Genomic DNA, 26,890 nt, shown 5'->3' on the forward strand with positions numbered 1-26,890 from the left:
GGCGCTCCGCGAGGCTCGTAGTCACATCGACCACGAACCCGGAAAGGAGCGCCCGCGATGGACGCCAGCCACGATGTACTGCCCTTCGAGCCCCAGGAGTTCGCGCCGAGCGACTTTCGGCCGCATCCGCTCCGCGGGCCGTTCAACGCCCTGTTCTTCAGCGCGCTCGACCGGTACCAGGACCACCTGCTGCGACCACACAAACAAGCACTCTTCCGCGACCTGCCCCGCACCGTCGTCGAACTGGGGCCCGGGGTCGGGGCCAACCTGCGCTACCTCCGCCCCGGCACGCGGCTGATCGCCGTCGAACCGAACCCGGCCATGCACGACCGCCTCCGCGCGCGGGCCGCCCGCGCCCGCATCGATCTCGAACTGCACAGCGTCGGCGCCGAACGGCTCGATCTGCCCGACGCATCGGTGGACGCGGTGATCTCCAGCCTCGTTCTGTGCACCGTGCCCGACCCCGCCGCCGTCCTCGCCGAGGTGCACCGGGTCCTACGCCCCGGCGGGCTATACGCATTCCTGGAACACGTCGCCGCGCCGGAGGGCACCCCGCTCCGCCGCCTGCAGCGGGCCGCACGCCGGCCATGGGGTTGGGCGTTCGAAGGCTGCTCGTGTGAGCGGGACCTGCAGTCAGTCGTCGAGGCTGCCGGATTCGCCGAGACGACCATCGACGCCTACCGGCTGCGCTCGCCGTTCCTACCGGTCAACAGCCAGATCGCCGGCGTCGCCCGCAAGCGCCCCTGACCGCACCCCACCAACCGCGTTTTGCGCACTTGTCGCGCTCCGCCGGTCATCCGAGTCGCGATAAGTGCGCAAAACGCGGGGCTACGGAACGACGGCGGGCCACGGAACGACGAATGCCCTGCCGGTTCGGAAGTGAACCGGCAGGGCATTCGTGAGCGGGAGGACTGGTCGGACTAGTTCTCGATGCGCTCGATGATCGTGACGTTGGCGGTGCCGCCACCCTCGCAGATGGTGAGCAGGCCGTAGCGGCCGCCCGTGCGCTCGAGCTCGTTGAGCAGCGTCGCCATCAGCTTGGTGCCGGTCGCGCCGAGCGGGTGGCCCAGGGCGATCGCGCCACCGTTGACGTTGACCTTGGCCGGGTCGGCGCCCAGCTCCTTGATCCACGCGAGCACGACGGGTGCGAAGGCCTCGTTGATCTCGATCAGGTCGATGTCGTCGAGGGTCAGGCCCGTCTTCTCCAGCGCGTGCTGGGTGGCCGGGATCGGCGCGCTCAGCATGAAGATCGGGTCATCGCCGCGGGCGCTCATGTGGTGGATGCGGGCGCGCGGCTTCAGGCCGTACTTCTGCACGGCCTCCTCCGACGCGAGCAGCAGCGCGCTGGCGCCGTCGGAGATCTGGCTGGCGACCGCGGCGGTCAGGCGGCCACCCTCGACGAGGACGTTGAGGCTCGCCATCTTCTCGAGGCTGGTCTCACGCGGGCCCTCGTCGGTCTTGAACTCGTCGAACGCGACGATCTCGTTCTCGAAGCGCCCCTCGGCGATCGCGGCCTTGGCGCGCTCGTGGCTCTGCAGAGCCCACTTCTCGAGGTCCTCGCGGCTGATGTCCCACTTGTCGGCGATCATCTCGGCGCCGCGGAACTGCGACACCTCCTCGTTGCCGTAGCGCTCGGTCCAGCCCTTGGACTCGGCGGTGGGGGTGCTGAAGCCGTACTGGTCGCCGACGATCATGGCGGCCGAGATCGGGATCTGGCTCATGTTCTGGACGCCACCGGCGACGATCAGGTCGGCGGTGCCGGCCAGGATCGCCTGCGCACCGAACTGGATGGCCTGCTGGCTCGAGCCGCACTGACGGTCGACGGTCACGCCGGGCACGTGCTGCGGCAGGCCCGCGGCCAGCCACGACAGGCGCGCGATGTTGCCGGCCTGGCCACCGATGGCGTCGACACAGCCGAAGATGACGTCGTCGACGTCGGCCGGGTCGATGCCGGTGCGATCCACGACAGCCTTGATGACGTGCGCGCCCAGGTCGATCGGGTGAACGGGCGCCAGGCTGCCGTTCTTCTTACCGATCGCGGTGCGGATCGCGTCGACGATGTAAACCTCGGGCATAACAGCTCCTGGATTCGGATTACTTGTGGGAGTCGGGGCTGGCGAGCCCGTCCAGAACGATGGAGAGGTACTGCTTGGCGACGGCCTCGGCGGTCAGCGGGCCGCCCGGCCGGTACCAGCGCACGGCCACCCAGACCGTGTCGCGCATGAAACGGAAGACGATCTCGACGTCGAGATCCTGGCGGAAGCTGCCGTCAGCGACGCCGGCCTCGAGCACCCCGACCCACAGGTCGCGGAACTCCTGGTTACGCTCGGCGAGGTACGCGAACCGCTCGTTGGACGCGAGGTGCTTGACCTCGTCCTGGTAGATCGCGACCGCGCTGTGCGAGGCGTCGATGGCCTCGAACGACGCGACCACGAGGGCCTCGAACGTCTCGCGCGAGCCCATGCCGGCGGCGACGATCTCGCGGTAGCGACCGAACAGGTCGTCCTGGAAGCCGCGCAGGATCTCGTCGACCATCGACTCCTTGGAGTCGAAGTGGTGGTAGAGGCTGCCGGAGAGGATGCCCGCCGCGTCGGCGATGTCCCGCACGGTGGTGGCCCGCAGGCCACGTTCGGCGAACAGGCCGGCGGCGAGTTCGAGGAGCTCGGCGCGACGCCCGGACTTGTTCGAAGACTCGTCGGCGCCTCGGGGTGGAGTCATGCCGGACATCCTACCAACCAAGCGATTGCTAGGGTATCGGCGCATTTCGCCCAGTGGGCACTTTTGCGCGACGGCCGAATGTCACACCGGTTCAGTCGGACTGCACCGATGTGACATTCGGCCACCACGATCACGGGGGTTACCTACGCGCGCTGGCTCGAGACCGAGACGATCTCGCCGGTCATGTAGGTGGTGTAGTCGCTCGCGAGCATCGCGATGACCGACGCGATCTCCCACACCTCGGCGGCGCGGCCGTAGGCCTCACGCGACGCCAGGCTGTCGAGCAGCTCGTCGCTGGTGACCTTCGCCAGGAACGGGTGCTTGGCGATGGACGGCGAGACCGCGTTGATACGGACGCCGAACTCGGCGGCCTCGATCGCGGAGCAGCGGGTCAGCGCCATGACGCCGGCCTTGGCCGCCGCGTAGTGCGACTGCGAGTGCTGCGCACGCCAGCCCAGGACCGACGCGTTGTTGACGATGACGCCGCCGTGCTCGACACCCTTGAAGTAGCGCATCGCGGCGCGGGTGGCGCGGAAGGTGCTCGTCAGCGTGATGTCGACGACGCGGTCCCACTGCTCGTCGGTCATGTCGACGATCGGGGTCTCGCCGCCCAGGCCGGCGTTGTTGACCAGGGTGTCGATGCGGCCCAGCTTCTCGGCGGCGGCGACGATCAGCGCGTCGACCTGCTCGGTGCTCGAGACGTCGCACACGAACGACTCGACCTGCTGGTTGCCGAACTCGGCCGACAGCTTCTCGACGGTCTCACCGAGACGACGCTCGTGGAAGTCCGAGACCAGGACGTCGGCGCCCTCGAGCAGCGCGCGACGCGCGGTCGAGAAGCCGATGCCGGTGCCGGCCGCGGCGGTCACGACGATCTTCTTGCCCTTGAGCAGGTCGTGGCCCGCAACCTCTTCGGGGGCGACGGCGAGCGGGGACTTGATGGTGGCGGTCACGGGCGTGCCTCTCGGGGAAGGCCGAGCACGCGCTCGGCGATGATGTTGCGCTGGATCTCGTTGGATCCGCCGTAGATGGTGTCGGCGCGCGTGAACAGCCACAGCCGCTGCAGGTCGTTGAGCTCCTCGCCCGGCTCGGTGTTCTCCACACCGATCAGTGAGGCCGCACCCTGGACCTCCATCGCGAGCTCGCCGAGCCCGCGGTGCCAGTTGGCCCACAACAGCTTCGCGACGGACGCCTCGCCACCGTTGGCGCTGGCGTCGACACTCGCGAGCGTCCGCAGCGCGTGAGCGCGGATGACCTGCAAGCTCATCCACGCGCGGGAGATCTTGTTGCGGATCGCCGGATCCTTGGCCGCGCCGTTGCGCTCGGCCAGTTCGACGATCGACTCGAGCTCACGGGCGAAGCCGATCTGCTGACCCAGGGTCGAGACGCCGCGCTCGAAGGTGAGCGTGCCCATCGCGGTGCCCCAGCCGTTGCCCTCGCCGCCGACGACGAGGTCCGCATCGGTGCGGGCGTTGTCGAAGAACACCTCGTTGAACTCGGAGGTGCCGGTGAGCTGGATGATCGGGCGAACCTCGACGCCCTCCTGGTTCATCGGAACCAGGAGGTACGACAGGCCCTTGTGTCGCGCCGAGCCCGGCTCGGTGCGGGCCACGACGAAGCACCAGTCGGCCAGGTGTGCGAGCGACGTCCAGACCTTCTGGCCGTTGACGACCCACTGGTCGCCGTCGAGTCGCGCGGTGGTCGACACGTTCGCGAGGTCGGAACCGGCGCCCGGCTCGGAGTAGCCCTGGCACCACAGCTCGGTGACGGTCTTGATGCCCGGCAGGAAGCGCTGCTTCTGCTCCTCGGTGCCGAACGCGATGAGCGTCGGGCCGAGCAGTTCCTCACCGATATGGCTCACGCGCGCAGGCGCATCGGCGCGCGCGTATTCCTGATGGAAGATGATCTGCTGGCTCAGCGTCGCCTCGCGTCCGCCGTATTCCTTCGGCCACCCGAGGCAGGTCCAACCGGCGGCAGCCAGGTGGCGATCCCACTCGAGGCGTTCCTCGAACGCCTCGTGCTCACGCCCCGGCCCGCCCAGGCCCTTCAGCTCGGCAAACTTCCCGGAAAGGTTCTCTTCGAGCCATTCGCGAATTTCCCGCGCAAAGGCCTCGTCAGCAGCTGCCTGCTCGCTGGTCTCAATACCCTGGCTAACGTCCACAGCGATACGGTACCCTACCAAGCACTTGCTTTGTATAGAGGTTCCGCCTCGCCTTAGGAGAGATTGTGAGCACGAATGTGACCACCGAGCCCCGGACGACCCCGGCCGCGCTGTGGCGCGCCGCTGAGCAATTCGGATCGAACGAGGCTGTAGCGGACGGTTCCGACCGCACCACTTACACCGAGCTGCTGGAGCGCGTGCGCCTCGCCGCCCGGGCATTGATGGCCAAGGGTGTCGAAGCAGGCGACCGCGTTGCGGTCTGGGCCCCCAACACCCACCACTGGATCGAGGCGTTCCTCGCCGCGCAGTACGCCGGCGCGACGCTGGTGCCGATCAGCACTCGCTACACCGGACACGAGGCCCTCGATCTGCTCGAGCGCACCCGGGCCAAGGTCCTGGTCGTGCCGGATCGCTTCCTCAAGAACGATCGCCTCGCCGACGTTCTCAAGGCCGCCGGCTCCGGCGGCATCCCGACGCTGCAGCTCGTGCTCCGCACGCCGTCGGACGACCCCGCGGCCGGTGCCCCGACCACCGAGTTCCCCGGCGGCGAGATCCTCGAGTGGGATCAGCTCGCGGCCGCGGCCGAGCCGGTTTCGGTGGAGGAGGCGGACGCTCGCGCTCGCGCCGTCTCCCCCGACGACGTCGCCGACATCCTGTTCACGTCCGGCACCACCGGCAAGAGCAAGGGCGTCATGACCGCGCACCGCCAGACCGTCGGTATCGCCGACGCGTGGGCCGACTGCGCCGAGGTCGACCAGAACGACCGCTACCTGGTCATCAACCCGTTCTTCCACACCTTCGGCTACAAGGCCGGACTCATGGTGTGCATCCTGCGTGGCGCGACGATGGTCCCGGCGGCGGTCTTCGACGTCCCGACCATCATGGCGACCATCGCGAACGAGAAGATCAGCGTGCTGCCGGGTGCCCCGACCATCCACCAGACGATCCTCGACTTCCCGACCCGCGACGACTACGACCTGTCGAGCCTGCGCGTCGCGATCACCGGTGCGGCCGCGATCCCGGTCGTCCTGGTCGAGCGCATGCAGGCCGAGCTCGGCTACGACGCCGTCATCACCGCCTACGGCCAGACCGAGGCGGTCGTGGTGACGATGTGCCGCACGGACGACGATCCGGTGACGGTGGCGACCTCGTCGGGCCGCGCGATCCCCGGCATGGAGGTCCGGATCGGCGAGCACGGCGAGATCCTGGTGCGCGGCGAGAACGTCATGCTCGGCTACCTCGACGACCCCGAGTCGACGAAGAAGACGATCGACGCGGACGGCTGGCTGCACACCGGCGACGTGGGCGTGCTCGACGAGCGCGGCTACCTCGACATCACCGACCGCCTCAAGGACATGTACATCTCCGGCGGGTTCAACGTGTACCCCGCGGAGATCGAGAACGCGCTGGCCCGCATGGAATCCCTCGCCGAGGCCGCCGTCATCGGTATCCCGGACGAGCGCATGGGCGAGGTCGGCCGCGCGTACGTCGTTCCGAAGCCCGGTGTCGCCCTGACCGAGGACGAGGTCATCGCGTTCTGCAAGGAGCGCCTGGCGAACTTCAAGATCCCGCGCGAGGTGGCGATCGTCGGCGCGCTGCCGCGCAACCCGTCGGGCAAGGTGCTCAAGAACGATCTGCGGGAGGGCAAGGCATGACCGACCCCCACGGTGTTCCTGACGAGGGGGAAGTCGTCACGTACGAGGTGCGGGACCACGTCGCGTTCGTGACGCTGAACCGCCCCGACTACCGCAACGCCCAGAACTCGGTGATGACGTACGCCCTCGACGCCGCCTTCGAGCGGGCCGTCGAGGACGACGACGTGAAGGTGATCGTGCTGGCCGGCAACGGCGAGCATTTCAGCGCCGGCCACGACATCGGTACGCCCGGCCGCGACCACCACGTGCACTACGAAAACAAGGCCGCGCTGTGGTGGGACCACCTCGGCAAGGCCGGCGGTGACCAGCGTTTCGCCCGCGAGACCGAGGTCTACCTGGGCATGTGCCGTCGGTGGCGGGAGATCCCGAAGCCGATGATCGCGCAGATCCACGGCGCCTGCATCGCCGGTGGCCTCATGCTCGCGTGGTGCTGCGACCTGATCGTGGCCTCGGATGACGCGTACTTCTCGGATCCCGTTGTCCGCATGGGCGTTCCGGGTGTCGAATACTTCGCACACCCGTGGGTGCTGGGATCGCGGTTCGCGAAGGAGATCCTCTTCACGGGCGATCGTTTCTCCGCGCAGCGCGCGTACGAGGTGGGCATGGTCAACCGGGTGGTGCCGCGCACCGACCTCGAGACCGAGACCCTGGCGCTGGCCGCCCGCGTCGCGGAGATGCCGCGGTTCGGCCTGGCGCTCACCAAGAAGGCCGTCAACCAGTGCGAGGACCTCATGGGTCAGCGCGCCGGTATGGATGCGGTGTTCGGCCTGCACCACTTTGCCCACGCGCACAATGCCGAGGTGGGCAGGGACTCGCTGGGTGGAATGGACGTCAACAGTATGAAAGCGAAGGCGAAATAGTGGATCTCGAACTGGATGAAAAGGCCCGCGCCTTCCAGCTGGAAGTGCGCGAATGGCTCGCGGCCAACGTCCCGGCGGAACCGCTGCCGTCGATGGACACCGCGGAGGGCTTCGAGGCCCACCGCGAGTGGGAGCACAAGCTCGCCGACGCACGCCTGTCGACCGTTTCGTGGCCAGCCGAGTACGGCGGTCGTGACGCGTCGATGATCGAGTGGGTGCTCTTCGAGGAGGAGTACTACAAGGCCGGCGCCCCCGGCCGCGTCAGCCAGAACGGCATCTTCCTGTTCGCGCCGACGCTGTTCGAGCACGGCACGGAGGAGCAGCTCGCGCGCATCATGCCGAGCATGTCCCGCGCCGACGTCATCTGGGCGCAGGCGTGGTCCGAGCCGGAGGCCGGCAGCGACCTGGCGGGCATCCGCTCGACGGCTCGTCGCACCGAGGGCGGCTGGATCCTCAACGGCCAGAAGACGTGGAGCTCGCGTGCGGTGTACGCGGACTGGGGCTTCGGCATGTTCCGCACCGACCCGGAGGCCCAGCGCCACAAGGGTCTGACGTACTTCATGTTCCCGCTGAACCAGGACGGCGTCACCGTGCGCGCCATCCCGCAGTTGGACGGCGAGCCCGGCTTCGCGGAGATCTTCTTCGAGGACGTCTTCGTCCCGGACGCCGACGTCGTCGGTGAGGTCAACAACGGCTGGCGCGTCGCGATGAGCACCGCCTCCAACGAGCGTGGCCTGTCGCTGCGCAGCCCGGGCCGCTTCATCTCCGCGGTGAACCGCCTGATCGAGGTGTGGAAGGCGAACTCCGACGACACCGACACCGCCGCGCGTGACCGCGTCGTCGACGCGTGGATCGGCGCCGAGGCGTACCGCCTGCACACCTGGGGCACCGTCACCCGCATGCTCGAGGGTGTCCCCCTCGGCGTCGAGGGCTCGATCAACAAGATCTTCTGGTCCGAGCTCGACGTCCGCATCCACGAGACGGCGCTCGACATCATGGGCGCCGACGGCGAGCTCGCCGGCAAGTGGCAGGACGGGTACCTGTTCTCGCTGTCCGGCCCGATCTACGCCGGCACCAACGAAATTCAGCGCAACATCGTTGCCGAGCGGATGCTCGGACTCCCGAAGGCGGATCGATGAAATTCTCTCTGTCCACCGAGCAGCGCGATTTCGCGGAGAGCCTCCGCGGCCTGCTCGCCAACGCCAACACCCCGGCCGTCGTCCGGTCGTGGGGTGAGAACGACACCGCCGCGGGTCTGGCGCTGCTGCAGCAGCTCGCCGAGACGGGTGTGACCGCGCTGGCCGTGCCCGAGGAGTTCGACGGCATCGGCGCGCATCCGGCCGACCTGGCCGTCGCGTTCATCGAGCTGGGCCGCGCCGCGGTTCCCGGCCCGATCCTGGAGACGGCCGCCGCCGTCCCCGCCCTGCTGTCGGCGCTGAACGACCAGCAGCTGGCCAAGCGCTTCCTGCCCGGCATCGCCGAGGGCAACCTCGCGTCGCTGGTGCTCGAGCCGTCCACGCCGCGTGCCCTCGACGCCGATGTCGCCGAGCCGGTGCTGCGGGTTTCCGGTGACACCCTCGAGCTGGTCCGCCCGACCACGCAGCTGGAGTCGGTCGACCCGGCCCGTCGCCTGTTCGAGGTCGAGTCGGTCGAGACGCTCGCGCAGGGCGCGGACGTCGCCGCCGCCGCGGAGAAGGCCTACGACCTCGCGGTGCTGGCCGCGTCGGCGCAGCTGATCGGCGCCGGTCACGCGATGATCGAGACCGCCACCGAATACGCCAAGAACCGTTCGCAGTTCGGTCGCGTCATCGGCAGCTTCCAGGCCGTCAAGCACCACATGTCCGACGCCCTCGTGGCCGTCGAGATGGCGACGCCGCTGGTCTACGGCGCGGCGATCTCCATCGCCGAGGGGTCCGACACCGTCGCCCGCGACGTCTCGGCCGCCAAGGTCGCCGCCGCGAATGCCGCATACGTGGCGTCGCGCAAGGCACTGCAGGTCCACGGCGCGATCGGTTACACCCTCGAGTGCGACCTGTCGCTGTGGCTGACCAAGACGCGGGCGCTGCAGTCCGCGTGGGGCACCGCCTCTGCACACCGCGCACGGATTGCGAGCGCGCTGTGAGCGGGGTCGGCGTGTTCACCGAGGAGCAGATCGAGCTCCGCAAGATTGTCGCCCAGCTGCTGGCCAAGCGGGCCGATCCGGCCGCGCTGCGCAAGACGCTCGAGTCGGGCGAGGCGTTCGACCGCGGCCTGTGGGATCTGCTGTGCCAGCAGGTCGGTGTCTCGGCGCTCGCGATCCCGGAGGAGTTCGGCGGCTTCGGTGCCACGCTCGTCGAGCAGCACCTGGTGCTCGAGGAGCTCGGCGCCGCGCTGACGCCGTCGCCGATGTTCGGCTCCGCGGTCCTGGCCGCGCAGGCGATCCTGGCGACCGGCAACGAGGAGGCGTGCGAGCGCCTGCTGCCCGGTATCGCCGAGGGCTCGTCCATCGCCGCGCTGTGCTGGGTGGGCCCCGAGGGCCACTGGCGCAGTGACGACGTCGCGTGCACGGCCGCCGGCAGCGACGCCGACGGCTACACGGTCTCGGGTGCCGCCCACTACGTGCTCGACGGCGCACACGCCGACGTGCTGATCGTGGCCGCCTCCGTGGACGGCGCGATCGCGCTGTTCGAGGTCGACCCGACCGCTGCCGGCGTCGCCCGCCGCCAGCTGCCGACGATGGACCTCACCCGTCCGATGTCGTTGGTGGAGTTCGCGTCCGCCCCGGCCGTGCGGCTCACCGCCGACGACGCGACCGCGGCGCTCGAGAAGGTTCGCACCATCGCGATCGTCGCGCTGTCGGCCGAGCAGGTCGGCGCCGCCGAGCGCTGCCTGCAGATGACGGTGGACTACAGCAAGGATCGCGTCCAGTTCGGTCGCGCGATCGGCAGCTTCCAGGCGCTCAAGCACCGCATGGCAGACCTGTACTTCCTGGTGGAGACGGCCCGGTCGGCGTCGTACGCGGCCGTGTACTCGCTGAGCGAGGGTCTGCCGACGGCTGCCGCCGACGCCGCGGTCGCGAAGGCGTACTGCTCGGAGGCACTGCTCGCCGTCACCGGTGATTCGATCCAGCTGCACGGCGGCATCGCGATCACGTGGGAGCACGACGCGCACCTGTTCTTCAAGCGGGCCCACGGCAGCGCGCAGCTGCTCGGCCAGCCGGAGGAGTTCTTCAAGGAGATGGAGACGCTCGCGGGTCTGCCCGCCTGATCTCGTCCCCGGTTCGAGGGCCGGCCCGGTATCTTCCGGGCCGGCTCTCGGCGTATGTCGGGTGTTTCAGACCTCGGTCGGGGTCCAGCGGGCCTCCCGGATCCGGTCGATCTTGTGACGGCGTCGCGGCGCCATGATCCCGGGCAGGAGGAACGACAGCATCTGGTCGATGCGCTCGTACAGATCTTCCCGTCCGGTGAGCACGTTGGAGACCATCTGCACGCCGGTGAAGGCACCGACGATGAAGCGGCCCAACTCCTCCGGGACGACCGTGTCGACGACGTCGCCCTCCTCGATCGCGGCGCGCGCCACGCGGTCGCAGGCGTCGATCCAGTCCGCGTACGGCCTCTGGGGCCCTCCTTCGGCACTCATCTCGAGGGTGAGTCGGATGCCGGCCCGCACGATGTTGTCCTCGAGCATCTGCCGACCCATCTCGTAGCAGAGCATCGCCAACTGATCGAGCCCCGACTCACCCGAGGAGGTGATCGCCTCGACGGCCTTCATCGAGATGGCGTGCTGCTCGTCGATGACCACACTCGCGAGCTCGTCCTTCGACTTGAAGTGGAAGTACAGCGCCCCCTTGGTGATACCGGACAATTCGACGATTTCGGCGAGGCTGGCCCGCTCGTATCCGACGCGGTCGAACATCTCCGCCGCACCGTTGACGATCTGCTGCCGCGTGATCACCGCCCGTTCCTGCCTGAGCATCAAGCCGCACCCTTCGTCTGACGTGTTCCGACGCAATGAATCATTGCCGACGAAGGGGAATCCGACCAGAGTTATTTCGACGAATTTTGGTCAGGCCGTCAGTTCTTCGAGATACTGCGCGACGCCGTCGTCGTCGTTCGGGGGCAATACCCGGTCGGCGAGGGCACGAACCTCGGGGATCGCGTTCTCCGGGCACAGCGCGGTGCCGCCCCACATCAGCATCGGGATGTCGTTGACGGCATCACCGATCACCGCGACCTCGTCGGCGCCAATGCCTCTCGCCGCGCACAGCCGCGCGAGCGCGCTGGCCTTGGACACCCCGGTCGCCGCCATCTCGACGTACGGCGCACCCGAGTGCGTCAGTTCGACGCCGTCCACCCCGGCCGCGACCGCGAGCCGGTACAGCTCGTGGCTGGGCACCTCGGGATGCCGGGCGACGATCTTGACCATCGGCTCCCCCACCCGGGGCAGTCGTTCCTCGAGGATCATCTCGTCCAGGGTCCGGTGGTGGTCGGCGTAGTCGCACAGCGCCGCGTACTCGGGTTCGGCCACGAATGTCGTCGGCCCGACGTTGGCGAACACCACGCCGGGCACGAGCGTGCGGACGCGCTCCATCGCCGCAAGCGCCTCGGTGACTTCGATCGAGACGGTGCCGGTGATCTCGGGGGTGCCGTCCGCGAGATCGAGGGTGACGGCCCCGTTGGCGCAGATCGCCTCGCCGCGGAAGCCGCAGGACCGGGCCAGGGCGTCCACCGAGTGCCGGGCCCGCGCGGTCGCCCACACCACCTCGATGCCGGCGTCCCGCGCGGCCGCCATCGCCCGCGCCGTGCGCGGCGACACCGTCCGGTCGGACCGCAGCAGCGTGCCGTCGAGATCGGAGGCCACCAGTCTGATTCGCGTCACCTGTCGATGATCCCAGGCGCGGGATGAGGCGCGGCCGCCGCATTCGATACACCCTTTTCTGAATACAGAATTCGATGTACTGTCACGGCATGGAGACCCTGATGCACCGCGACGCCCTGGCGCGCTTCGGCTACGCGCTCTCCGACGCGACGCGGGCGCAGATACTGCTGAGCCTGCGCACGAGTCCCGGCTACCCGTCCGATCTCGCCGACACGATCGGCGTCTCCCGACAGACGATCTCGAATCACCTTGCCTGCCTTCGCGGCTGCGGGCTGGTCGTCGCGGTACCGGAGGGCCGGCGCACCCGGTACGAACTCGCCGATCCGCGGATCGGGCACGCCCTCGGCGACCTGCTGGGACTGGTGCTGGCGGTCGACCCGGCGTGCTGCCCGGCCGCCGCCGACGAGAGCTGCTGCTGATGCCGTCCGGTGTCGCGGTGTCGCCCGATCGGCGGGCGGTACTCGCGCGGCGCATCCGCTGGTTCGTCGCCGCCACCATCACCTACAACGTGATCGAGGCCGCAGTCGCGCTCACCGAGGGTGTTCGGGTGTCGTCGACGGCACTGATCGGGTTCGGTCTCGACTCGGTGATCGAGGTGTCGTCGGCCGCGGCCGTGGCGTGGCAGTTCGCCGGACGCGATCCGGAGGCGCGCGAGCGGGTAGCGCTGCGGATCATCGCGTTCTCGTTCTTCGGCCTCGCCGCATACGTCACCGTCGACTCCCTGCGCGCGCTGTTCGGTGTGGGCGAGGCTCGGCACTCCACGGTCGGCATCGCGCTGGCCGCCGTGAGTCTCGCGATCATGCCGGTGTTGTCGTGGGCGCAGCGACGGGCAGGCCGCGAACTGGGATCGCTGTCCGCGGTGGCGGATTCGAAGCAGACGCTGCTGTGCACCTACCTGTCCGGGGTGCTCCTGGTGGGGCTGCTCCTCAACAGCTTGTTCGGGTGGGCGTGGGCCGACCCGATCGCCGCCCTGGTCATCGCCGCGGTCGCGGTGCGCGAGGGCATCGACGCGTGGAAGGGCGACGCGTGCTGCGCGGCCCCGGTCAGCGACCGAACACAGTGCCACCATTGAGGTGGATCACCTGAGCGTTCACCAGGCCACCGGCCTCGCTGCACAACCACAGGACGGCCGCACCGACGTCGGCGCCGGTGCCGAGCCGACCGATCGGAACCCCGCGAATCATCTTCTGCACATCGGGCTCGTCTGCGCGACCCAGGCCCTCCATCAGACCCAGTGCCAACGCATTGGCAGTGACGCCGTGCGGTCCGCATTCCACACCGAGATGCCGGACCAGACCCTCCGAGCCCGCCTTCGCGGCGCCGTACGCCCCGACACCGATCGGTAGCCCCTGCGATGATGCGCCCGACGAGATCTGGACGATGCGGCCCCAGCCGTTCTCGATCTGCCGGGGCAGCACCGCCTGCACCATGCGCATCATTGCGACCAGGTTGAGGTCGATCTGCAGCTGCCAGTCGGACGGCGGCATGTCGACGAACCGGTTCGGCCGCCCACCGCCGTCGGGGATGCCGGCGTTGTGGACGAGGATGTCGACGTCACCCACGAGGTCCGTCAATCGGGCGAGCTCCTCCTCGGCTCGCTCCGCGTCGGTGACGTCGAATGGGCAGGGGACCGCCGCTCCCCCGGCCTCGACGATCGCGTCGACCACCGACTCCGCGCGTTCGGCGTGGAGATCGTTCACAGCCACCGTCGCTCCGGCGGCCGCCAGAACCTGCGCGATTCCCGCGCCCACGCCCCGGCCCGCGCCCGTCACCAAGGCCGTGCGCCCACTCAGCCCGAACTGCTCCACACCGAGGTCCATCGTGTCCTCCGTCCGCTCCGACAGTGTGCACATGGTGGCAGCCCGGAGGATCAGTCCGGCCGATCGCTCCCACCGAACGGGATTCTCTGCACCCGAACCAATTCCGCAGAAGCAACCCGGGCAGAAGGACCGCTGTGTGATGCTCCGCGAATGACCACCCGCTCTGCTGAAGAATTCGACGCCCTCGAGGACATCCGGCAACTCAAGTACCGGTACTTCCGTTCGCTGGACCTCAAGCGCTGGGACGAGTTCGCGGACACGCTCGCGGTGGACATCGTGGCCGAGTACGGCACGCACGCGCTGGGCAAGCCGTTGGTGTTCGACGGCCGGGAGGCGCTGGCCGGGTTCATGCGCAAGGCACTGGGCCCGGCGGTCACCTCGGTGCACTTCGCCCACCACCCCGAGATCACGGTCGCCGGGTCCACCGCGGAAGGATCGTGGGCGTTCGAGGACACGGTGATCGTCTCCGAGTACCGGTGCCTGATCCGCGGGGCGGGCTACTACCGGGACGTCTATCGCCGCGACGAGGACGGCCGCTGGCGGATCACTCGCACGTCGTACGACCGGATCTACGAGTCGATGATCTCGCTCGACGACGTGCCGAGTTTCGAACTCCTCTCGCACATGTGGGCGCAGCCGCCGGCGAAGGGCGCCTGACTACCTGCGACGCGACGGGAAGGCTCCTAGCCTGGATCCATGACCACTCCCGAGATCACCCTGAATTCCGGAACAGTCATCCCCCAACTCGGCCTGGGCGTGTGGCAGGCCACCAACGACGAGACCGAGCACGCCGTCCGCTTCGCACTCGACGACGCCGGCTACCGGCACGTCGACACCGCCGCCGCGTACGGCGACGAGGAGGGCGTGGGCCGCGGCGTCGCGAACTCGACGGTGGCGCGCGAGGACATCTTCGTCACCACCAAGCTGTGGAACTCCGATCAGGGCTACGAGCCCACCCTGGCCGCATTCGACGCGAGCCTGTCCCGCCTCGGCCTCGACTACGTCGACATGTACCTGGTGCACTGGCCGCTGCAGGATCAGGACACCCGCCTGCGCACGTGGGACGCAATGGAGAAGATCGCCGAATCCGGTCGAGCCAAGGCAGTGGGCGTGTGCAACTTCGAACCACACCACCTCCAGGACCTGGTCGACCGCGGCGGCCTGTTGCCCGCCGTCGACCAGGTGGAACTCCACCCGCACCTCCCCCAGCACGCGATCCGAGACTTCGCGGCCCTGCACGGCATCGCGGTCGAGTCGTGGAGTCCACTGGGTGGCACCAGCAACTCCGGGTGGGGCCCCGCGTCCAAACCCAACACCCTGCTCGACGCCCCCGTCGTCACCCGCATCGGCGAGGCACACGGCAAGTCCCCCGCCCAGGTCCTCATCCGCTGGCACCTGCAGAACGGCCTGATCGTCATCCCGAAGTCGGTGCACGACAACCGGATCGCGCAGAACATCGACGTGTTCGACTTCGCGCTCACCGACAAGGACCTGGCCGCCATCGCAACCCTCGACGACGGCGTGCGCGTCGGCTTCCACCCGGACGAGATGAACCTGGGCGCACCGAAATAGGACGATCGCCGGGAGTTTCGCGAAAAACGCCGCGACCTCCGGCCCCGTGCGCGCAGGATGATCCCGCACCTCGACCGGTTCGGGAAGGACCACACATGCGCGCTCGACACCGCCTCGCCCTCGCCGCCATCTCCGCCGCGGTCGCGCTCGGCCTGACACCGGGTGTCGCCGCGGCCACCCCGAGCGAGGGCGTCACCGGCGAGATCATCGCGCAGGCGACGGTGGACGACAAGGACTACATCCTCCGGAAGATCACGATCTCGCCCGGCGGAACCACGGGCTGGCACTTCCACGACGGCATGCTGTACGGCATTGTCACCGAGGGCACGCTGACGCACTACAAGTCGGACTGCACCACCGACGGCATCTACAACGCCGGTGGCACCATCGTCGAACCGAGCGGGCACGACTACGTCCATATGGGCCGCAACATCGGCCCCGCACCGATGGTGCTGCACGTGCTGTACGTGCTTCCGACGGGGAAGCCGATGTCGGAGGACGCACCCGCGCCGGGCTGCGCGTAGTCGCCCGCGCCTGTCGGAGGGCTCCGCTACCATCGAAACTATGTTCGAAACGGTGGCGGCGGGCGGGACGGTGGACGCGGAGGCGTCCGCCGCACTCGTCGAGCTACACGCCCGCATCGCGCGCGAACAGTTCCGCGAGATCGATTCGGTGACAACACTGTTCATCTTTCGCTGCGAAGAAGATGCGCGCGCGGGACGGAACGAGGCGCATCAGGGCGAGTTCGCGCACGTCGAGGTCGCCGGCATCCTCGGTCTCACCGAAACCGCGGCACGGCGCATGATCGGACTGGGCTGCGATCTGCGGTGGCGCCTGCACCAGGTCCGCGCCGAGTTCCAGGTCGGCCGGATCGACCTCGCGAAGGCTCATGCGCTGTCCGAGGCACTGGCGAACGTCTCCGACGACAAACTGGAGGAGATCGAGCGCCGCCTGCTCGACGGCGCGGGCCGCTCGACCACCTCCAGGCTCAAGGAACGCGCCCGACGGCTGATCGCCCGACTCGACCCGGACGGCGCGCGGGAACGGCGGCTTCGGGCCGCCGACGACCGTGACGTCCGAGTGATCGCCGGTGACAACGCGATGTCGCATCTCGACGGTCTGCTTCCCGCCGAAGGTGGCCGCATCCTTGCGATGCGCCTCCGCGCGATGGCCTTCGACGTCTGCGCACACGATCCACGCACCCAGGCTCAACGCCGCGCGGATGCCCTCGTCGCCTTGGCCGCCGGCGACACCCACCTCGTATGCCGCTGCGGCTCACCGGAGTGCACGGCCAGTGACGGCAGCGCCGCAACAGGCTCGGGCATGAAGGTCCAGGTACTCGTCGGAGTGAATACATCGACCCTCCTCGGGTTCGACGACGCGCCCGGCTACCTGTCCGGATACGGAGCCATCGACGCCGACCTCGCCCGCGAACTCGCCGCGGATGCAACGTGGAAGCGGATCCTCACGCTGTCCGCAGTCGATCGGGCGAGGCTGGCCGAGGGCCCACTCACCGGACCGGTACTCGGCATCGGCCCGCCGCTTCCGTCCCCGAAACACTCCCCTTCGACGATCGCGACCAGAACGCGAAAACGATTGCAGGAAACAACCTATCGACCCGGTGCCCGACTAGCTGAGATCGTTCGCACGAGAGACGGCGTGTGCCGATTCCCGAACTGCAACGCGCCGGCCACCGCTTGCGACCTCGACCACACGATTCCGTTCGACCATGAGGACCACGCTCGGGGCGGGCTCACCACCGAATCGAATCTTGCGTGCCTGTGTCGGACCCATCACCGGCTCAAGACTCTCGGCTACTGGTCCGTCCGTCAGATCGGTGAAGGCCGCCTCGAATGGCTCGACCCCACCGGCCGGGCCACGGTGACGCATCCACGCGGGCCGTTCTCCGATCCGGAGATGCAACCGGATCTGACGGCCGGACTCGACGACCGACTCACGGCGCGGCTCACCGATGCCCGCACCCTCGCGCGGCTCAACTACTCGACGGCCGAAGGCAACCTCGACTATCTCCTCGACAGCCTGATCCCCGCACGCAGTCGCCGACGCCCTGCCCCGCGCACGTCCTGTCCCGCCAGGACCATCGACTACGACGGCATTCCGCCATTCTGACTTGGATCTTCCGCCGCCGCGGTGAACTTCACCGGCATCGCCTCGAGACCCGAGACGAAGTTCGCGGGCCGGCGCGGCAGCGGCTCGGACGTCGCGAGTGCCATGTCCGGCAGGCGCGCGAGCAGGCGCTCGAACATCATCACACCCTCCAACCGCGCGAGCTGGTTGCCGAGGCAGAAGTGGGTGCCGAAACCGAAGGCCACGTGCGGGTTCGGAGAGCGTCGGGTGTCGAAGCGGTCGGGGTCGTCGAACACTGTCTCGTCGAAGTTCGCGGACTCGAACAGCAGCAGCATCTTCTCGCCCTCCCGTAGGTCGGTGCCGAAGAAGGTGGTGTCGCGGGTGACGGTGCGGGCCATGTTCTTGATCGGCGAGACCCACCGCAGCATCTCCTCCACCGCGAGCGGAATGCCCGACGGCTCGGCCACCAGCCGATCACGCTGATCCTCGTGCAGCATCAGCTGTTCCATACCGCCGCTGAGCACGTGCCGGGTGGTCTCGTCGCCGCCGATGAGGATCAGCAGCGACTCGTTGACGATCTCCTGGTCGTCGAGCCGCTGCCCGTCGATCTCGGCGTGCACGAGGATGCTGATGAGGTCGTCTGCCGGGTCCTTGCGCCGCTCGGCGATGGTGCGGAAGGTGTACTCGTTGAACGCGACATACGCGTCCATCATGGCCTTCAACTGCGCCTCGGTCGCGTTGCTGCCCAACGCCTTCACCAGATCGTCCGACCACTGCAGGAAGACGTCCCGCTCCTCGGGCCGGACCCCGAGCATGTCGCCGATGACCGCCATCGGCAGCGGGGCGGCCAGCTCGGCGACGAAGTCGCACTCACCCTTCTCGCACACCGCGTCGATCAGCTGGTCGCAGATCTCCCGGATCCGGCCGATCTTCGCCTCCACCTTCTTGCGGGTGAAGCCGGTGTTCACGAGCCGGCGGCGCTGTAGATGCGCGGGGTCGTCCATGTCGATCATCTGCGGCAGCGGACCGGTCTCCGGCCGGATCCCGCCCGCGTTGGAGAACAGGCCCGGGTCGCGCTCGGCGGCGATCACCGCCGCGTACGACGCCGCGGCCGGCACCCCGTTCCGGTCCCGGAACACCGGTTGATGGCTCCGCATCCACGCGTAGGCCGCGCGGGGATCGCCCGACGCGCCCGCGTAGAAGCGGCCATCGAGCAGATCGGTCTCGTTCACGATCGTCATCCGCGTGCTCCTTCATCCGAACGGACGAACCAGAAAGCCTCGACAATCACCCAAACCTGCCCCGATAGTAGAACTTGTTCCTACGATCGGCGGGGTATCGGACACACGAGGGGAGACGTGATGGGTTCGGAGGCGGATACCGGCGCATTCACCGGCAGATCGGTCCTGGTCACAGGCGGCGGCAGCGGCATTGGCCTCGGGATCGCCCAGAATCTCGTGGCGGCCGGCGCACACGTGACGATCTGCGGCCGCAGCGCCGACAAGCTGTCGACGGCGGCCGAGAAGATCGCCGCGACCGGCGCGTTCTCCTCCGGCGGGTCGATCTCCACCGTCGCCGCCGACGTCACCGTGGAGAGCGACGTCGAACGGGCCGTCACCCGCGCGGTCGAGACCACCGGGCGCCTCGACGGCGTCGTCGCCTGTGCCGGGGGCAACGAGACCATCGCCCCCATCACACAACTCGACGCCGACGCCTGGCGCCGCACCGTCGACCTCAACGTCACCGGCACGATGCTCACCGTCAAGCACGGCGCCCGCGCGCTCGTCGCGGCCGGTGGCGGTGCGATCGTCGCGATCTCGTCGATCGCATCCAGCAACACACACCGCTGGTTCGGCGCCTACGGGGTCTCCAAGGCGGGCGTCGATCACCTGGTGCAACTGGCTGCCGACGAATTGGGCGCCAGCAATGTCCGCGTCAACGGCATCCGTCCCGGCCTCACCCGCACCGACCTGGTCGCGATGATCACCGACGGCGGCCCGATCCTCGACGACTACATGGCGTGCACACCCCTGGCCCGCGTCGGGGAGATCGAGGACATCGCGGCGCTCGCGCTGTTCCTGCTGGGCCCGCAGTCCACCTGGATCACCGGGCAGGTCATCAACGTCGACGGCGGTCAAATGCTCCGGCGCGGGCCCGACTTCACGTCGATGCTCGAACAGGTCTACGGCGCCGACGGACTACGAGGAGTGGTGTCGCAGTGAGTTCGCATCAGGTGCTCGGCAAGCAGGTCGACATGCCCGTCGAGATCCGGACCGCGTCTGCGTTCATGGCGATGTACTCGGTCCCGACGGCCGCCGCCCAGAAGCTGATCGACCACACTGGCCTCGAGATCCTGCAGTGGCGCCGTGGTCGCGGACTGTGCGGGCTGGTGTTCGTCGACTACATCGACGGCGACCTGGGTCCGTACAACGAATTCGGCGTCACCTTCATGGTCCGCGACCACGAGCAGCGTGGGGCCGTCCCGGTGCGAAAGGACCTGCGCTCCCTGGCGAACGGCACCGGCGGCGCCCTCATCCACCAACTGCCGGTCGACGGCGAGTTCACGCTCGCCGCCGGCCGCGGCATCTGGGGATTTCCCAAGATCCTGGCCGATTTCGACACCGACCACGTGAGCGACGTCCGCCGCGGCAAGGTCAGTCAGGACGGGCACCTCATCGCGGAACTGACCGTCAAGCAGGGCATCCCGATGCCCGGACGCGGCGCCAACACATCGCTCGACGCGTACTCGAACCTCGACGGCATCACCCGCTGCACGTCCTGGGACATGAACCCACGAGGGGTCCGAATGAGACTGGGCGGCGCCGAACTGCGCCTCGGCGACCACCCGGTCGCCGACGAACTGCGCTCGCTGGGACTGCCCCGCCGAGCCCTGGCGACCACCACGATCCCGGACCTGCAGATGACGTTCGGGGACGCGTCCTCGATCTGACCACCTCGGCGCTCGGCGTGGCGGCCCTTGCGATTCGAGACCGACTGGTGTGTGCTGGAGACTTGGACGCTTGCTCAAGTTCGATTCTCCACCTCGCGCAAAGGATTACGTCGTGACGATCAGTCGACGCAGCGTGCTGGCCGGAGCCGCGGCCGCACCGGCGCTCGCAGCCATAGCCAGCTCGACCGCTTCAGCTCAGCCCCGCTCCGCCTCCGCTCCTGCCCGCCGAACCGCGCCCGACCAGGGGTTCCGGGTCGGCGTCGGGCTGTCGGACATGACCGGCCCGGTCGCCGAGAACGGCATGATGGGCTACTCGCAGTTCGACCAGCGCGCCGAGGGCCTGCACCAGCGAACCCGGGTGCGCGCCTACGTCTTCGCCGACGCCGAGGACAACCGCGTCGTCTACACGTGCGCCGACACCTGCATGGTGTTCCAGGCCGTGCACGACGCCGTGCTGGCCAAGCTGGCCGCGCGGTTCGGCAACCTGTACACCGAGAAGAACGTGATGCTCACGGCCGTGCACTCGCACGCGGCGTGTGGCGGCGCGTCGCAGGACTACGCGTACAGCCTCGCCACGCTGGGCTTCCAGCCGCAGGTGTTCGACGCCGAGGTCGACGGCGTCGTCGAGGCCATCGTCGCCGCGCACGACAACCTCGCCGCCGGCACCGTCGCGTACGGGCGCAGCGAACTGAAGGACGCGAGCGTGAACCGTTCGCGTGCGGCGTTCGATCGGAACCCGCAGCACGACAGGGACTACTACCCGCTCGGCATCGACACCGCGATGCGGGTGCTCCGGATCAGTCAGGGCGGCGACAACGTCGGCGGCATCGGCTGGTTCCCCACCCACGGCGCGTCGCTGACCAACAAGAACCACCTCATCTCCGGTGACAACAAGGGCGCCGCCGCGTACTTCTGGGAGCACGATGTCGCCGGGGTGCGCTACCTCGACGGCAAGCCCGGGTTCGTCGCGTGCTTCCCGCAGACCAACACCGGCGACATGTCCCCCAACCTGGACCTGAAGCCCGGCCACGGTCCCACCGCGGACGATTTCGAGAACACTCGCATCATCGGTGAGCGCCAGGTGGCGGCCGCCCGCGAGGCGTTCAAGAAGGCGGCACCGCTGTCGTCGACCACCGTGGACAGCCGAATCATGTACCTCGACATGGCGAACCAGGTGGTGGACGGCAAGTACACCTCCGACGGGCAGGTCCGCCGCACCGCGCCGGCCTGCATCGGCGCCGCGATGGCGGCGGGCAGCACCGAGGACGGCCCGGCGATCGACATCTTCACCGAGGGCACCCGCAACCCGATGATCGACGCGCTCGGCGGCATCGACACCCCCACCCCGCAGTGGCTCGCCGACGCCCAGGCCCCCAAGCTGGTGCTCGTGCCCGTCGGCCTGCTGCCGCCGGACGGCTGGGTCCCGCACGTGCTCAAGATCCAGATCATCCGCATCGGCGACGTCTACGTCGTCGGTGGTCCGGCCGAGTTCACCATCGTCTCCGGCCTGCGGATCCGCCGCACCGTCGCCGAGGGACTGGGCGTCCCGCTCGAGAACGTCATCTTCAACGGCTACGCCAACGCGTACTCGAGCTACTGCACCACGCCCGAGGAGTACGACGCCCAGCAGTACGAGGGCGGATCGACGCTGTTCGGCCGCAACACCCTTCCCGCGTATCAGCAGGGCTTCGCTGCCCTCGCGGCCGGGATGAAGGCGGGCGCCGACGTCCCGCGCGGCCCGGCGCCGCGCGACCTGTCCGGTTTTCAGCCCGGTTTCGGACGCGAGTTCCCGTTCGACGCCCCGCTGCCCGGCCGCAACTTCGGCGACGTCGTGGTGCAGCCCGCGGGCAGCGTCGGCTCCGGCGAACAGGTTGCCGCCGAGTTCGTCACCGGTCACCCCAAGAACGACCTACACCGCCGCGGAACGTATTTCGAGGTGCAGCGCCGCGATGGCGCCCGCTGGATTCGGCACGCCGACGACGGCGACTGGGCCACCAAGTACCGCTGGCGCCGGGACGGCCTCAACGCGTCGATCGCCCGCATCACGTGGGACGTCCCCGCCGGCACTCCGACAGGAACCTACCGCATCCAGCACTTCGGGAACTGGAAGAATCCGGAGGGCGCGGTGTTCGCACTCACCGGAACGTCGGCGGAGTTCACCGTCCGCTAGCTCGCCTCACCGACCGAAGGGTCCCTTCGTGCACTGTCAGCGCACGAAGGGACCCTTCAGCCGTTCGGGGTCTCGAGAATGACCTTGGCCTTCTGCAGGTTGCCGCGGACGTCGTGTGCGTACAGCTTCAGAACAATTGCGTCCGCGAACTTGAACAGGCCGCTGCCTTCCTCGGCGTCCTGTACATAGGTCACCTTGGTCGCCCCGTCGCCGTCGCTGCTGAAGCCGATCTCACGTGTGTAGGCGATCTTCGAGTCTGCCGACTCGAAGCCCATGCGCTTGTCTTTCTCGTACGCGGTGACCTTCTCGGTGGCATCGATCCGGGCGCCCGCGACTTTCGCAGTCACCGACATAACGGCACCCACTTCGTCGGGCGAACCGGAGAGAACCTTGTAATCGACTATGTTGCTGCCCCATTCGGCGGCATTCGCAGGATCGGTCAGATAGGCGAACACTTCGGGCAGTGGTTTGTCGATCACGATCGACTCGTTCACTTGCAGCGTCTTGGCCATGGATCTCACATCCTCGACTCGCGAAAATGGTCGACGCGTCACCCATGAGGTTGGCGCACCCGCGCCGATTGACCGCTCGCGCAGCCGCTTTCACGATCCACCGGGCGGCACCCGCACGAGCATCTCTTTCGATCCTAGCCCGACGACCCGCGGTTTTGAAGGCCCCGCAACAGACGAAGGGCCCCTTCACGCGCCGTCAGCGCAAGAAGGGACCCTTCGGCCCTATCCCCCCTGGGCAAGCTTGCTACAGGACACGACCTCCTCCGGGTTACCCCAGAGGGAAGACGAAGGTGTCGTTGACGAAGCGCTCGGCACGGCCGGAGAAGGCGACGCCGGTTGCGTTGCCGTCGCCGAGGATCCGGTGCACCACACTTCCCTCCGGCGCCGTCACCGTCCCGACGCCAACCGCGGGCTGGTCGATCGTCATGTTCGCGTTCGTGGTGACCACGTTGCGGCCCAGCGCATCCCGGGTCCACAGCTTGTAGACGACTCCCGGATTCGGCACCCTCACCCCGTCGGGCAGCAGCGACGGCGTCAATTGCGCTGTGGCGGAGATCGATGCGAGATCGCCGCCGGCCGTCGCGGACGCGTGGCGGACGAGTTGGCCGGGCGTGCCGAGGTCGAGCGTGATGTCGACGATCTCGCTTCGGTAGCCGAGACCCGACTTGAAATCGGACAGCAGCGTATTCGTGTCCAACTGCGAGAGCGTGTAGATGTTCTCGGCGACGATCTCACCCAGTCGCGGCGACGCGATGGGCGCGGGTGGCACGACCGACACCGCAGCCTCGGACAGGTGGAACCGGCCGATCTCGGTTCCGTTCACGTTCGCATCTGCACAGGTCGAAGTCTCGACCAGCATCGTGGGTATCGCGGCGAGGGCGAAGCCCGCCGGGAGCATCGCTCGGGCCCGATCCGCCTGCACCGGGTCGAGTGGGATCGTGACACCGAGATTCGTACACGATCGCGCCTCCACGACCCCCGCATGTGTCGCACCCGCCGCCGCCGATTCGGCAGCAGCGGGTGCGACGAACACCAAGGGAAGCATGAGTGCACTCATCGTGCCCCGAGCCAACGCCTTTCGTCGTTCACGAGACACATACACTGCGGTCCGCCTCTCTGCTGCGGACACTAGAGCCAGGTGTCCTCACTGGCGGTGGTGAGGAACGCCTCGAGGTCGTCCCGCCACTTCGCCGGCACGGTCTTGTCCGGTTCGATCCCGGTGTACTGGCCGCGGTAGAACAGCAGTGGCCGTTCGGACTTGATCTCACTCATCGAGTGCACCCGACCGAACACCACGTAGTGGTCGCCGCCGTCGTGCACCGTCTCGACCGTGCAGTCGATGTGGGCGAGCGATCCGGTGAGGATCGGCGAACCCAACGGCGACGGCGTCCAGTCGATTCCGGCGAACTTGTCGGGCTCGCGCGAACCGAAACGGGCACAGGTGGACTGCTGCTCCTCGGCGAGGACGTTGACGGCGAAGCGGCCGGACCGCTCGATCGCCGACCACGACCGCGACGCCTTGGTGGGGCAGAACAGCACGAGCGGCGGGTCCAGCGACAGCGCCGCGAACGACTGACACGCGAAGCCCACCGGGGCGTCGTCGTCGACCGTCGTGATGATCGTGACGCCGGTGCAGAACTGGCCGAGCACGGTGCGGAACTGGCGCGGATCGATCTCCGCGCCGGTTCCCACACCGGACGTCTCGTGCGCGGACACTACTTGAACCCCACCGTGAAGTCGTGGCCCCACAGGCTCACGGCGGTGCTCTCCTTCGCGATCCACTTGTCGTCCTCGACCTCGAGTCCCTCGCAACCGAATTCGACGTCGAATCCACCCGGAGTCTTCATGTAGAACGACAGCATGAGGTCGTTGACGTGGCGGCCGAGCGTCGCCGACATCTTCACGTTCTTGCGGAGCGCGCGATCGAGACACAGCCCGACGTCGTCGGAGTTCTCGACCTCGACCATCAGGTGCACGATCCCCGAGGGATTCGGCAGCGGCGCGAACGCAAGGCTGTGGTGACGCGGGTTGCAGCCGAGGAAACGCAGCCACGCCGGGTCACCGTCGGCCGGACGCCCCACCACCTGCGGAGGCAGGCGCATCGAGTCGCGCAGCTTGAATCCGAGCACGTCGCGGTAGAACTCGAGGTCCGCCTCGTCGTCCTTGGTCGCGAGCACGACGTGCCCGAGACCCTGCTCACCGGTGACGAACTTGTGCCCGTACGGGCTCACGATGCGGCGGTGCTGCAGGGCGACCGTGTGGAAGACCTCCAGGCGGGACCCGGACGCGTCGCGGCACTTGATGAACTCGACGACGTTGCGTTCCGCCGCCTCCTCCTTGGTGCCCTCCTCGAACTCCCAGTCGGCCTTGGCCAGACGCTCGCGGATCTCCTGCAGGCCTTCTGCGTTGGCACACTCCCAGCCGGTGGCGTAGAGACCGTCACGCTCGCCGGGAACGATGACGAGCCGCGCCGGGTAGTCGTCCATGCGCAGGTAGAGGTTGTCGGGGTTCGAACCCTTACCCTCGATCATGCCGAGCACCTTGAGGCCGTACTCGCGCCAGGCGGCCATGTCGGTCGACTCGATGCGCAGGTACGCGAGTGCACGAATACTCATCACTTACCCCCTTCTCGGGCGGAGCCTCGGGCAATGTCGCTGTCGAGCAGGAAATCGCTCGCGAGCCGGTTGAACTCGTCGAACTTCTCGAGCTGAGCCCAGTGTCCGCAGCCGCCGAAGACGTGCAGTTGGACCCGCGGAATCATCTTGAGCGCCACCAGCGCACCGTCGATCGGGTTGACCCGGTCCTCGCGGCCCCAGATCAGCAGCACCCGCTGACGCAGCTTGTAGGCGTCGCGCCACAGCATGCCGAGTTCGAACTCCGAGCTCGAGAACGACCTGCCCATCGCCTTGGCCGCGGCGAGCGACTCGGGCGCGCTGGCGGCGGCGAACCGCTCGTCGATCAGCTCGTCGGTGATGAGCTTCTGATCGAACACCATGATGCGCAGGAACGCCTCGAGGTTCTCCCGCGTCGGCTGGTACGCGAACTTGCCGAGATTCCGGACGCCCTCGGTGGGATCCGGTGCGAACAGGTTGACGCTGAGTCCACCGGGGCCCATGAGCACCAGCCGGCCGGCGCGGTCCGGGTAGTCCAGCGCGAACCGCACCGCGGCGCCGCCGCCGAGTGAATTGCCCAGCAGGTGAACGCGATCGGTGATGCCGATCGTGTCGAGCAGATCCTTGAGCGCCGAGGCACTGTGGCGGAAGTACTGCGGGTGCTCGGTGGGCTTGTCGGACCGGCCGTAGCCGGGCTGGTCCACCGCGATCACATGGAACTGCTCTGCGAGAACGGGAATGTTCTTCGCGAAGTTGGACCACGACGACGCGCCGGGTCCGCCGCCGTGCAGCAGCACGATCGTGGGGCCGTTGCCGACACCCGCCTCGTGGTAGTGCAGCTTCAGGTCGTCGCGGACCTGCGCGAAACGGGACGTCGACTCGTACGTGAGCTCTTCGGTTGCCGTCATGTACCCG

28 protein-coding genes are annotated in these 26,890 nt (G+C 68.3%); 15 read left to right on the plus strand and 13 right to left on the minus strand.

What is annotated here, in order from left to right:
* Nucleotides 1-57 precede the first annotated feature (57 nt).
* Nucleotides 58-747 (plus strand): class I SAM-dependent methyltransferase, encoded by a 690-nt coding sequence (locus tag LCL87_RS22285; RefSeq protein WP_225023631.1) that lies wholly within the window; start codon nucleotides 58-60, stop codon nucleotides 745-747.
* Between the two features lie 173 nt (nucleotides 748-920).
* On the opposite strand, the gene LCL87_RS22290 is transcribed toward LCL87_RS22285, so the two are convergent.
* From LCL87_RS22290 to LCL87_RS22305, 4 genes are all read right to left on the minus strand, one after another.
* The gene (locus tag LCL87_RS22290; protein ID WP_225023632.1) at nucleotides 921-2,075 is read right to left on the minus strand and encodes an acetyl-CoA C-acetyltransferase; all 1,155 of its coding nucleotides are present in this window, start codon (nucleotides 2,073-2,075) and stop codon (nucleotides 921-923) included.
* A gap of 19 nt (nucleotides 2,076-2,094) precedes the next feature.
* On the minus strand, nucleotides 2,095-2,718 hold the full coding sequence (locus LCL87_RS22295) for a TetR/AcrR family transcriptional regulator (protein WP_225023633.1): 624 nt from the start codon (nucleotides 2,716-2,718) through the stop codon (nucleotides 2,095-2,097).
* Nucleotides 2,719-2,861: 143 nt separating this feature from the next.
* A complete protein-coding gene (locus tag LCL87_RS22300; protein ID WP_225023634.1) occupies nucleotides 2,862-3,671 on the minus strand; it encodes an SDR family oxidoreductase in 810 nt (269 codons plus the stop codon).
* On the minus strand, nucleotides 3,668-4,879 hold the full coding sequence (locus LCL87_RS22305) for an acyl-CoA dehydrogenase family protein (RefSeq protein WP_225023635.1): 1,212 nt from the start codon (nucleotides 4,877-4,879) through the stop codon (nucleotides 3,668-3,670). Before LCL87_RS22305 ends, LCL87_RS22300 begins: the two co-directional genes overlap by 4 nt.
* Nucleotides 4,880-4,956: 77 nt before the next feature.
* Between LCL87_RS22305 and LCL87_RS22310 the strand changes: the two genes are divergently transcribed.
* Genes LCL87_RS22310 through LCL87_RS22330 form a run of 5 tightly spaced genes read left to right on the plus strand, consistent with a single transcriptional unit; the run spans nucleotide 4,957 to nucleotide 10,640 of the window.
* Entirely contained in the window at nucleotides 4,957-6,534 is a 1,578-nt protein-coding gene (locus LCL87_RS22310) for a FadD3 family acyl-CoA ligase (RefSeq protein ID WP_225023772.1), read from the plus strand.
* Nucleotides 6,531-7,394, plus strand: coding sequence for an enoyl-CoA hydratase (locus LCL87_RS22315; RefSeq protein WP_225023636.1), 864 nt, complete (start codon nucleotides 6,531-6,533; stop codon nucleotides 7,392-7,394). Before LCL87_RS22310 ends, LCL87_RS22315 begins: the two co-directional genes overlap by 4 nt.
* Nucleotides 7,394-8,533 (plus strand): acyl-CoA dehydrogenase family protein, encoded by a 1,140-nt coding sequence (locus LCL87_RS22320; RefSeq protein WP_225023637.1) that lies wholly within the window; start codon nucleotides 7,394-7,396, stop codon nucleotides 8,531-8,533. The genes LCL87_RS22315 and LCL87_RS22320 overlap by 1 nt, the downstream gene beginning before the upstream one ends.
* Nucleotides 8,530-9,516, plus strand: coding sequence for an acyl-CoA dehydrogenase family protein (locus tag LCL87_RS22325; RefSeq protein WP_225023638.1), 987 nt, complete (start codon nucleotides 8,530-8,532; stop codon nucleotides 9,514-9,516). Before LCL87_RS22320 ends, LCL87_RS22325 begins: the two co-directional genes overlap by 4 nt.
* Entirely contained in the window at nucleotides 9,513-10,640 is a 1,128-nt protein-coding gene (locus LCL87_RS22330; RefSeq protein ID WP_225023639.1) for an acyl-CoA dehydrogenase family protein, read from the plus strand. The genes LCL87_RS22325 and LCL87_RS22330 overlap by 4 nt, the downstream gene beginning before the upstream one ends.
* A gap of 66 nt (nucleotides 10,641-10,706) precedes the next feature.
* On the opposite strand, the gene LCL87_RS22335 is transcribed toward LCL87_RS22330, so the two are convergent.
* Both LCL87_RS22335 and LCL87_RS22340 read right to left on the minus strand, forming a co-directional pair.
* The gene (locus LCL87_RS22335; protein ID WP_225023640.1) at nucleotides 10,707-11,348 is read right to left on the minus strand and encodes a ScbR family autoregulator-binding transcription factor; all 642 of its coding nucleotides are present in this window, start codon (nucleotides 11,346-11,348) and stop codon (nucleotides 10,707-10,709) included.
* Nucleotides 11,349-11,438: 90 nt separating this feature from the next.
* Nucleotides 11,439-12,251 carry an HAD family hydrolase gene (locus tag LCL87_RS22340; RefSeq protein ID WP_225023641.1) on the minus strand — a complete coding sequence of 271 codons (813 nt, stop codon included), beginning with the start codon at nucleotides 12,249-12,251 and terminating at the stop codon, nucleotides 11,439-11,441.
* Between the two features lie 89 nt (nucleotides 12,252-12,340).
* On the opposite strand from LCL87_RS22340, the gene LCL87_RS22345 reads away from it, so the two are divergent.
* Nucleotides 12,341-12,670, plus strand: a complete 330-nt coding sequence (locus LCL87_RS22345) for an ArsR/SmtB family transcription factor (RefSeq protein WP_225023642.1) — start codon at nucleotides 12,341-12,343, stop codon at nucleotides 12,668-12,670.
* On the plus strand, nucleotides 12,670-13,323 hold the full coding sequence (locus LCL87_RS22350) for a cation efflux transmembrane domain-containing protein (protein WP_225023773.1): 654 nt from the start codon (nucleotides 12,670-12,672) through the stop codon (nucleotides 13,321-13,323). Before LCL87_RS22345 ends, LCL87_RS22350 begins: the two co-directional genes overlap by 1 nt.
* On the opposite strand, the gene LCL87_RS22355 is transcribed toward LCL87_RS22350, so the two are convergent.
* A complete protein-coding gene (locus tag LCL87_RS22355; protein ID WP_225023643.1) occupies nucleotides 13,295-14,071 on the minus strand; it encodes an SDR family oxidoreductase in 777 nt (258 codons plus the stop codon). The genes LCL87_RS22350 and LCL87_RS22355 overlap by 29 nt on opposite strands.
* A 150-nt stretch (nucleotides 14,072-14,221) precedes the next feature.
* On the opposite strand from LCL87_RS22355, the gene LCL87_RS22360 reads away from it, so the two are divergent.
* The 4 genes from LCL87_RS22360 to LCL87_RS22375 all read left to right on the plus strand — a co-directional run bounded on the left by LCL87_RS22360 (nucleotide 14,222) and on the right by LCL87_RS22375 (nucleotide 17,773).
* On the plus strand, nucleotides 14,222-14,728 hold the full coding sequence (locus LCL87_RS22360) for a nuclear transport factor 2 family protein (RefSeq protein ID WP_225023644.1): 507 nt from the start codon (nucleotides 14,222-14,224) through the stop codon (nucleotides 14,726-14,728).
* Nucleotides 14,729-14,767: 39 nt separating this feature from the next.
* Entirely contained in the window at nucleotides 14,768-15,643 is an 876-nt protein-coding gene (locus LCL87_RS22365; RefSeq protein ID WP_225023645.1) for an aldo/keto reductase, read from the plus strand.
* Nucleotides 15,644-15,738: 95 nt separating this feature from the next.
* Nucleotides 15,739-16,167 carry a cupin domain-containing protein gene (locus LCL87_RS22370; RefSeq protein ID WP_225023646.1) on the plus strand — a complete coding sequence of 143 codons (429 nt, stop codon included), beginning with the start codon at nucleotides 15,739-15,741 and terminating at the stop codon, nucleotides 16,165-16,167.
* Between the two features lie 40 nt (nucleotides 16,168-16,207).
* Complete coding sequence (locus LCL87_RS22375; protein ID WP_225023647.1) at nucleotides 16,208-17,773, plus strand: HNH endonuclease signature motif containing protein; 1,566 nt, start codon at nucleotides 16,208-16,210, stop codon at nucleotides 17,771-17,773.
* Here the strand turns inward: LCL87_RS22375 and LCL87_RS22380 are convergent.
* Entirely contained in the window at nucleotides 17,749-18,972 is a 1,224-nt protein-coding gene (locus LCL87_RS22380; RefSeq protein WP_225023648.1) for a cytochrome P450, read from the minus strand. The genes LCL87_RS22375 and LCL87_RS22380 overlap by 25 nt on opposite strands.
* Nucleotides 18,973-19,092: 120 nt before the next feature.
* On the opposite strand from LCL87_RS22380, the gene LCL87_RS22385 reads away from it, so the two are divergent.
* The 3 genes from LCL87_RS22385 to LCL87_RS22395 all read left to right on the plus strand — a co-directional run bounded on the left by LCL87_RS22385 (nucleotide 19,093) and on the right by LCL87_RS22395 (nucleotide 22,851).
* Nucleotides 19,093-19,953, plus strand: a complete 861-nt coding sequence (locus tag LCL87_RS22385; protein ID WP_225023649.1) for an SDR family oxidoreductase — start codon at nucleotides 19,093-19,095, stop codon at nucleotides 19,951-19,953.
* A complete protein-coding gene (locus tag LCL87_RS22390; protein WP_225023650.1) occupies nucleotides 19,950-20,681 on the plus strand; it encodes an acetoacetate decarboxylase family protein in 732 nt (243 codons plus the stop codon). Before LCL87_RS22385 ends, LCL87_RS22390 begins: the two co-directional genes overlap by 4 nt.
* Nucleotides 20,682-20,793: 112 nt before the next feature.
* Nucleotides 20,794-22,851: a neutral/alkaline ceramidase gene (locus LCL87_RS22395; protein ID WP_225023651.1), complete on the plus strand. Its 2,058-nt coding sequence runs from the start codon at nucleotides 20,794-20,796 to the stop codon at nucleotides 22,849-22,851.
* 56 nt (nucleotides 22,852-22,907) lie between these two features.
* Here LCL87_RS22395 and LCL87_RS22400 read toward each other — a convergent pair whose 3' ends face one another.
* The 5 genes from LCL87_RS22400 to hsaD form a co-directional block, all read right to left on the minus strand.
* Complete coding sequence (locus LCL87_RS22400) at nucleotides 22,908-23,363, minus strand: SRPBCC family protein (RefSeq protein ID WP_225023652.1); 456 nt, start codon at nucleotides 23,361-23,363, stop codon at nucleotides 22,908-22,910.
* 268 nt (nucleotides 23,364-23,631) lie between these two features.
* The gene (locus LCL87_RS22405) at nucleotides 23,632-24,408 is read right to left on the minus strand and encodes a hypothetical protein (protein WP_225023653.1); all 777 of its coding nucleotides are present in this window, start codon (nucleotides 24,406-24,408) and stop codon (nucleotides 23,632-23,634) included.
* Between the two features lie 83 nt (nucleotides 24,409-24,491).
* A complete protein-coding gene (gene hsaB / locus LCL87_RS22410) occupies nucleotides 24,492-25,079 on the minus strand; it encodes a 3-hydroxy-9,10-secoandrosta-1,3,5(10)-triene-9,17-dione monooxygenase reductase subunit (RefSeq protein ID WP_510850840.1) in 588 nt (195 codons plus the stop codon).
* Nucleotides 25,079-25,978, minus strand: a complete 900-nt coding sequence (gene hsaC / locus LCL87_RS22415) for an iron-dependent extradiol dioxygenase HsaC (protein WP_225023654.1) — start codon at nucleotides 25,976-25,978, stop codon at nucleotides 25,079-25,081. Before hsaC ends, hsaB begins: the two co-directional genes overlap by 1 nt.
* Nucleotides 25,978-26,883 carry a 4,5:9,10-diseco-3-hydroxy-5,9,17-trioxoandrosta-1(10),2-diene-4-oate hydrolase gene (gene hsaD, locus LCL87_RS22420; RefSeq protein WP_225023655.1) on the minus strand — a complete coding sequence of 302 codons (906 nt, stop codon included), beginning with the start codon at nucleotides 26,881-26,883 and terminating at the stop codon, nucleotides 25,978-25,980. The genes hsaC and hsaD overlap by 1 nt, the downstream gene beginning before the upstream one ends.
* Nucleotides 26,884-26,890: the final 7 nt, after the last annotated feature.

This window comes from Prescottella equi (assembly GCF_020171745.1).
GTDB classification, from domain to species: Bacteria; Actinomycetota; Actinomycetes; order Mycobacteriales; family Mycobacteriaceae; genus Prescottella; species Prescottella equi_A.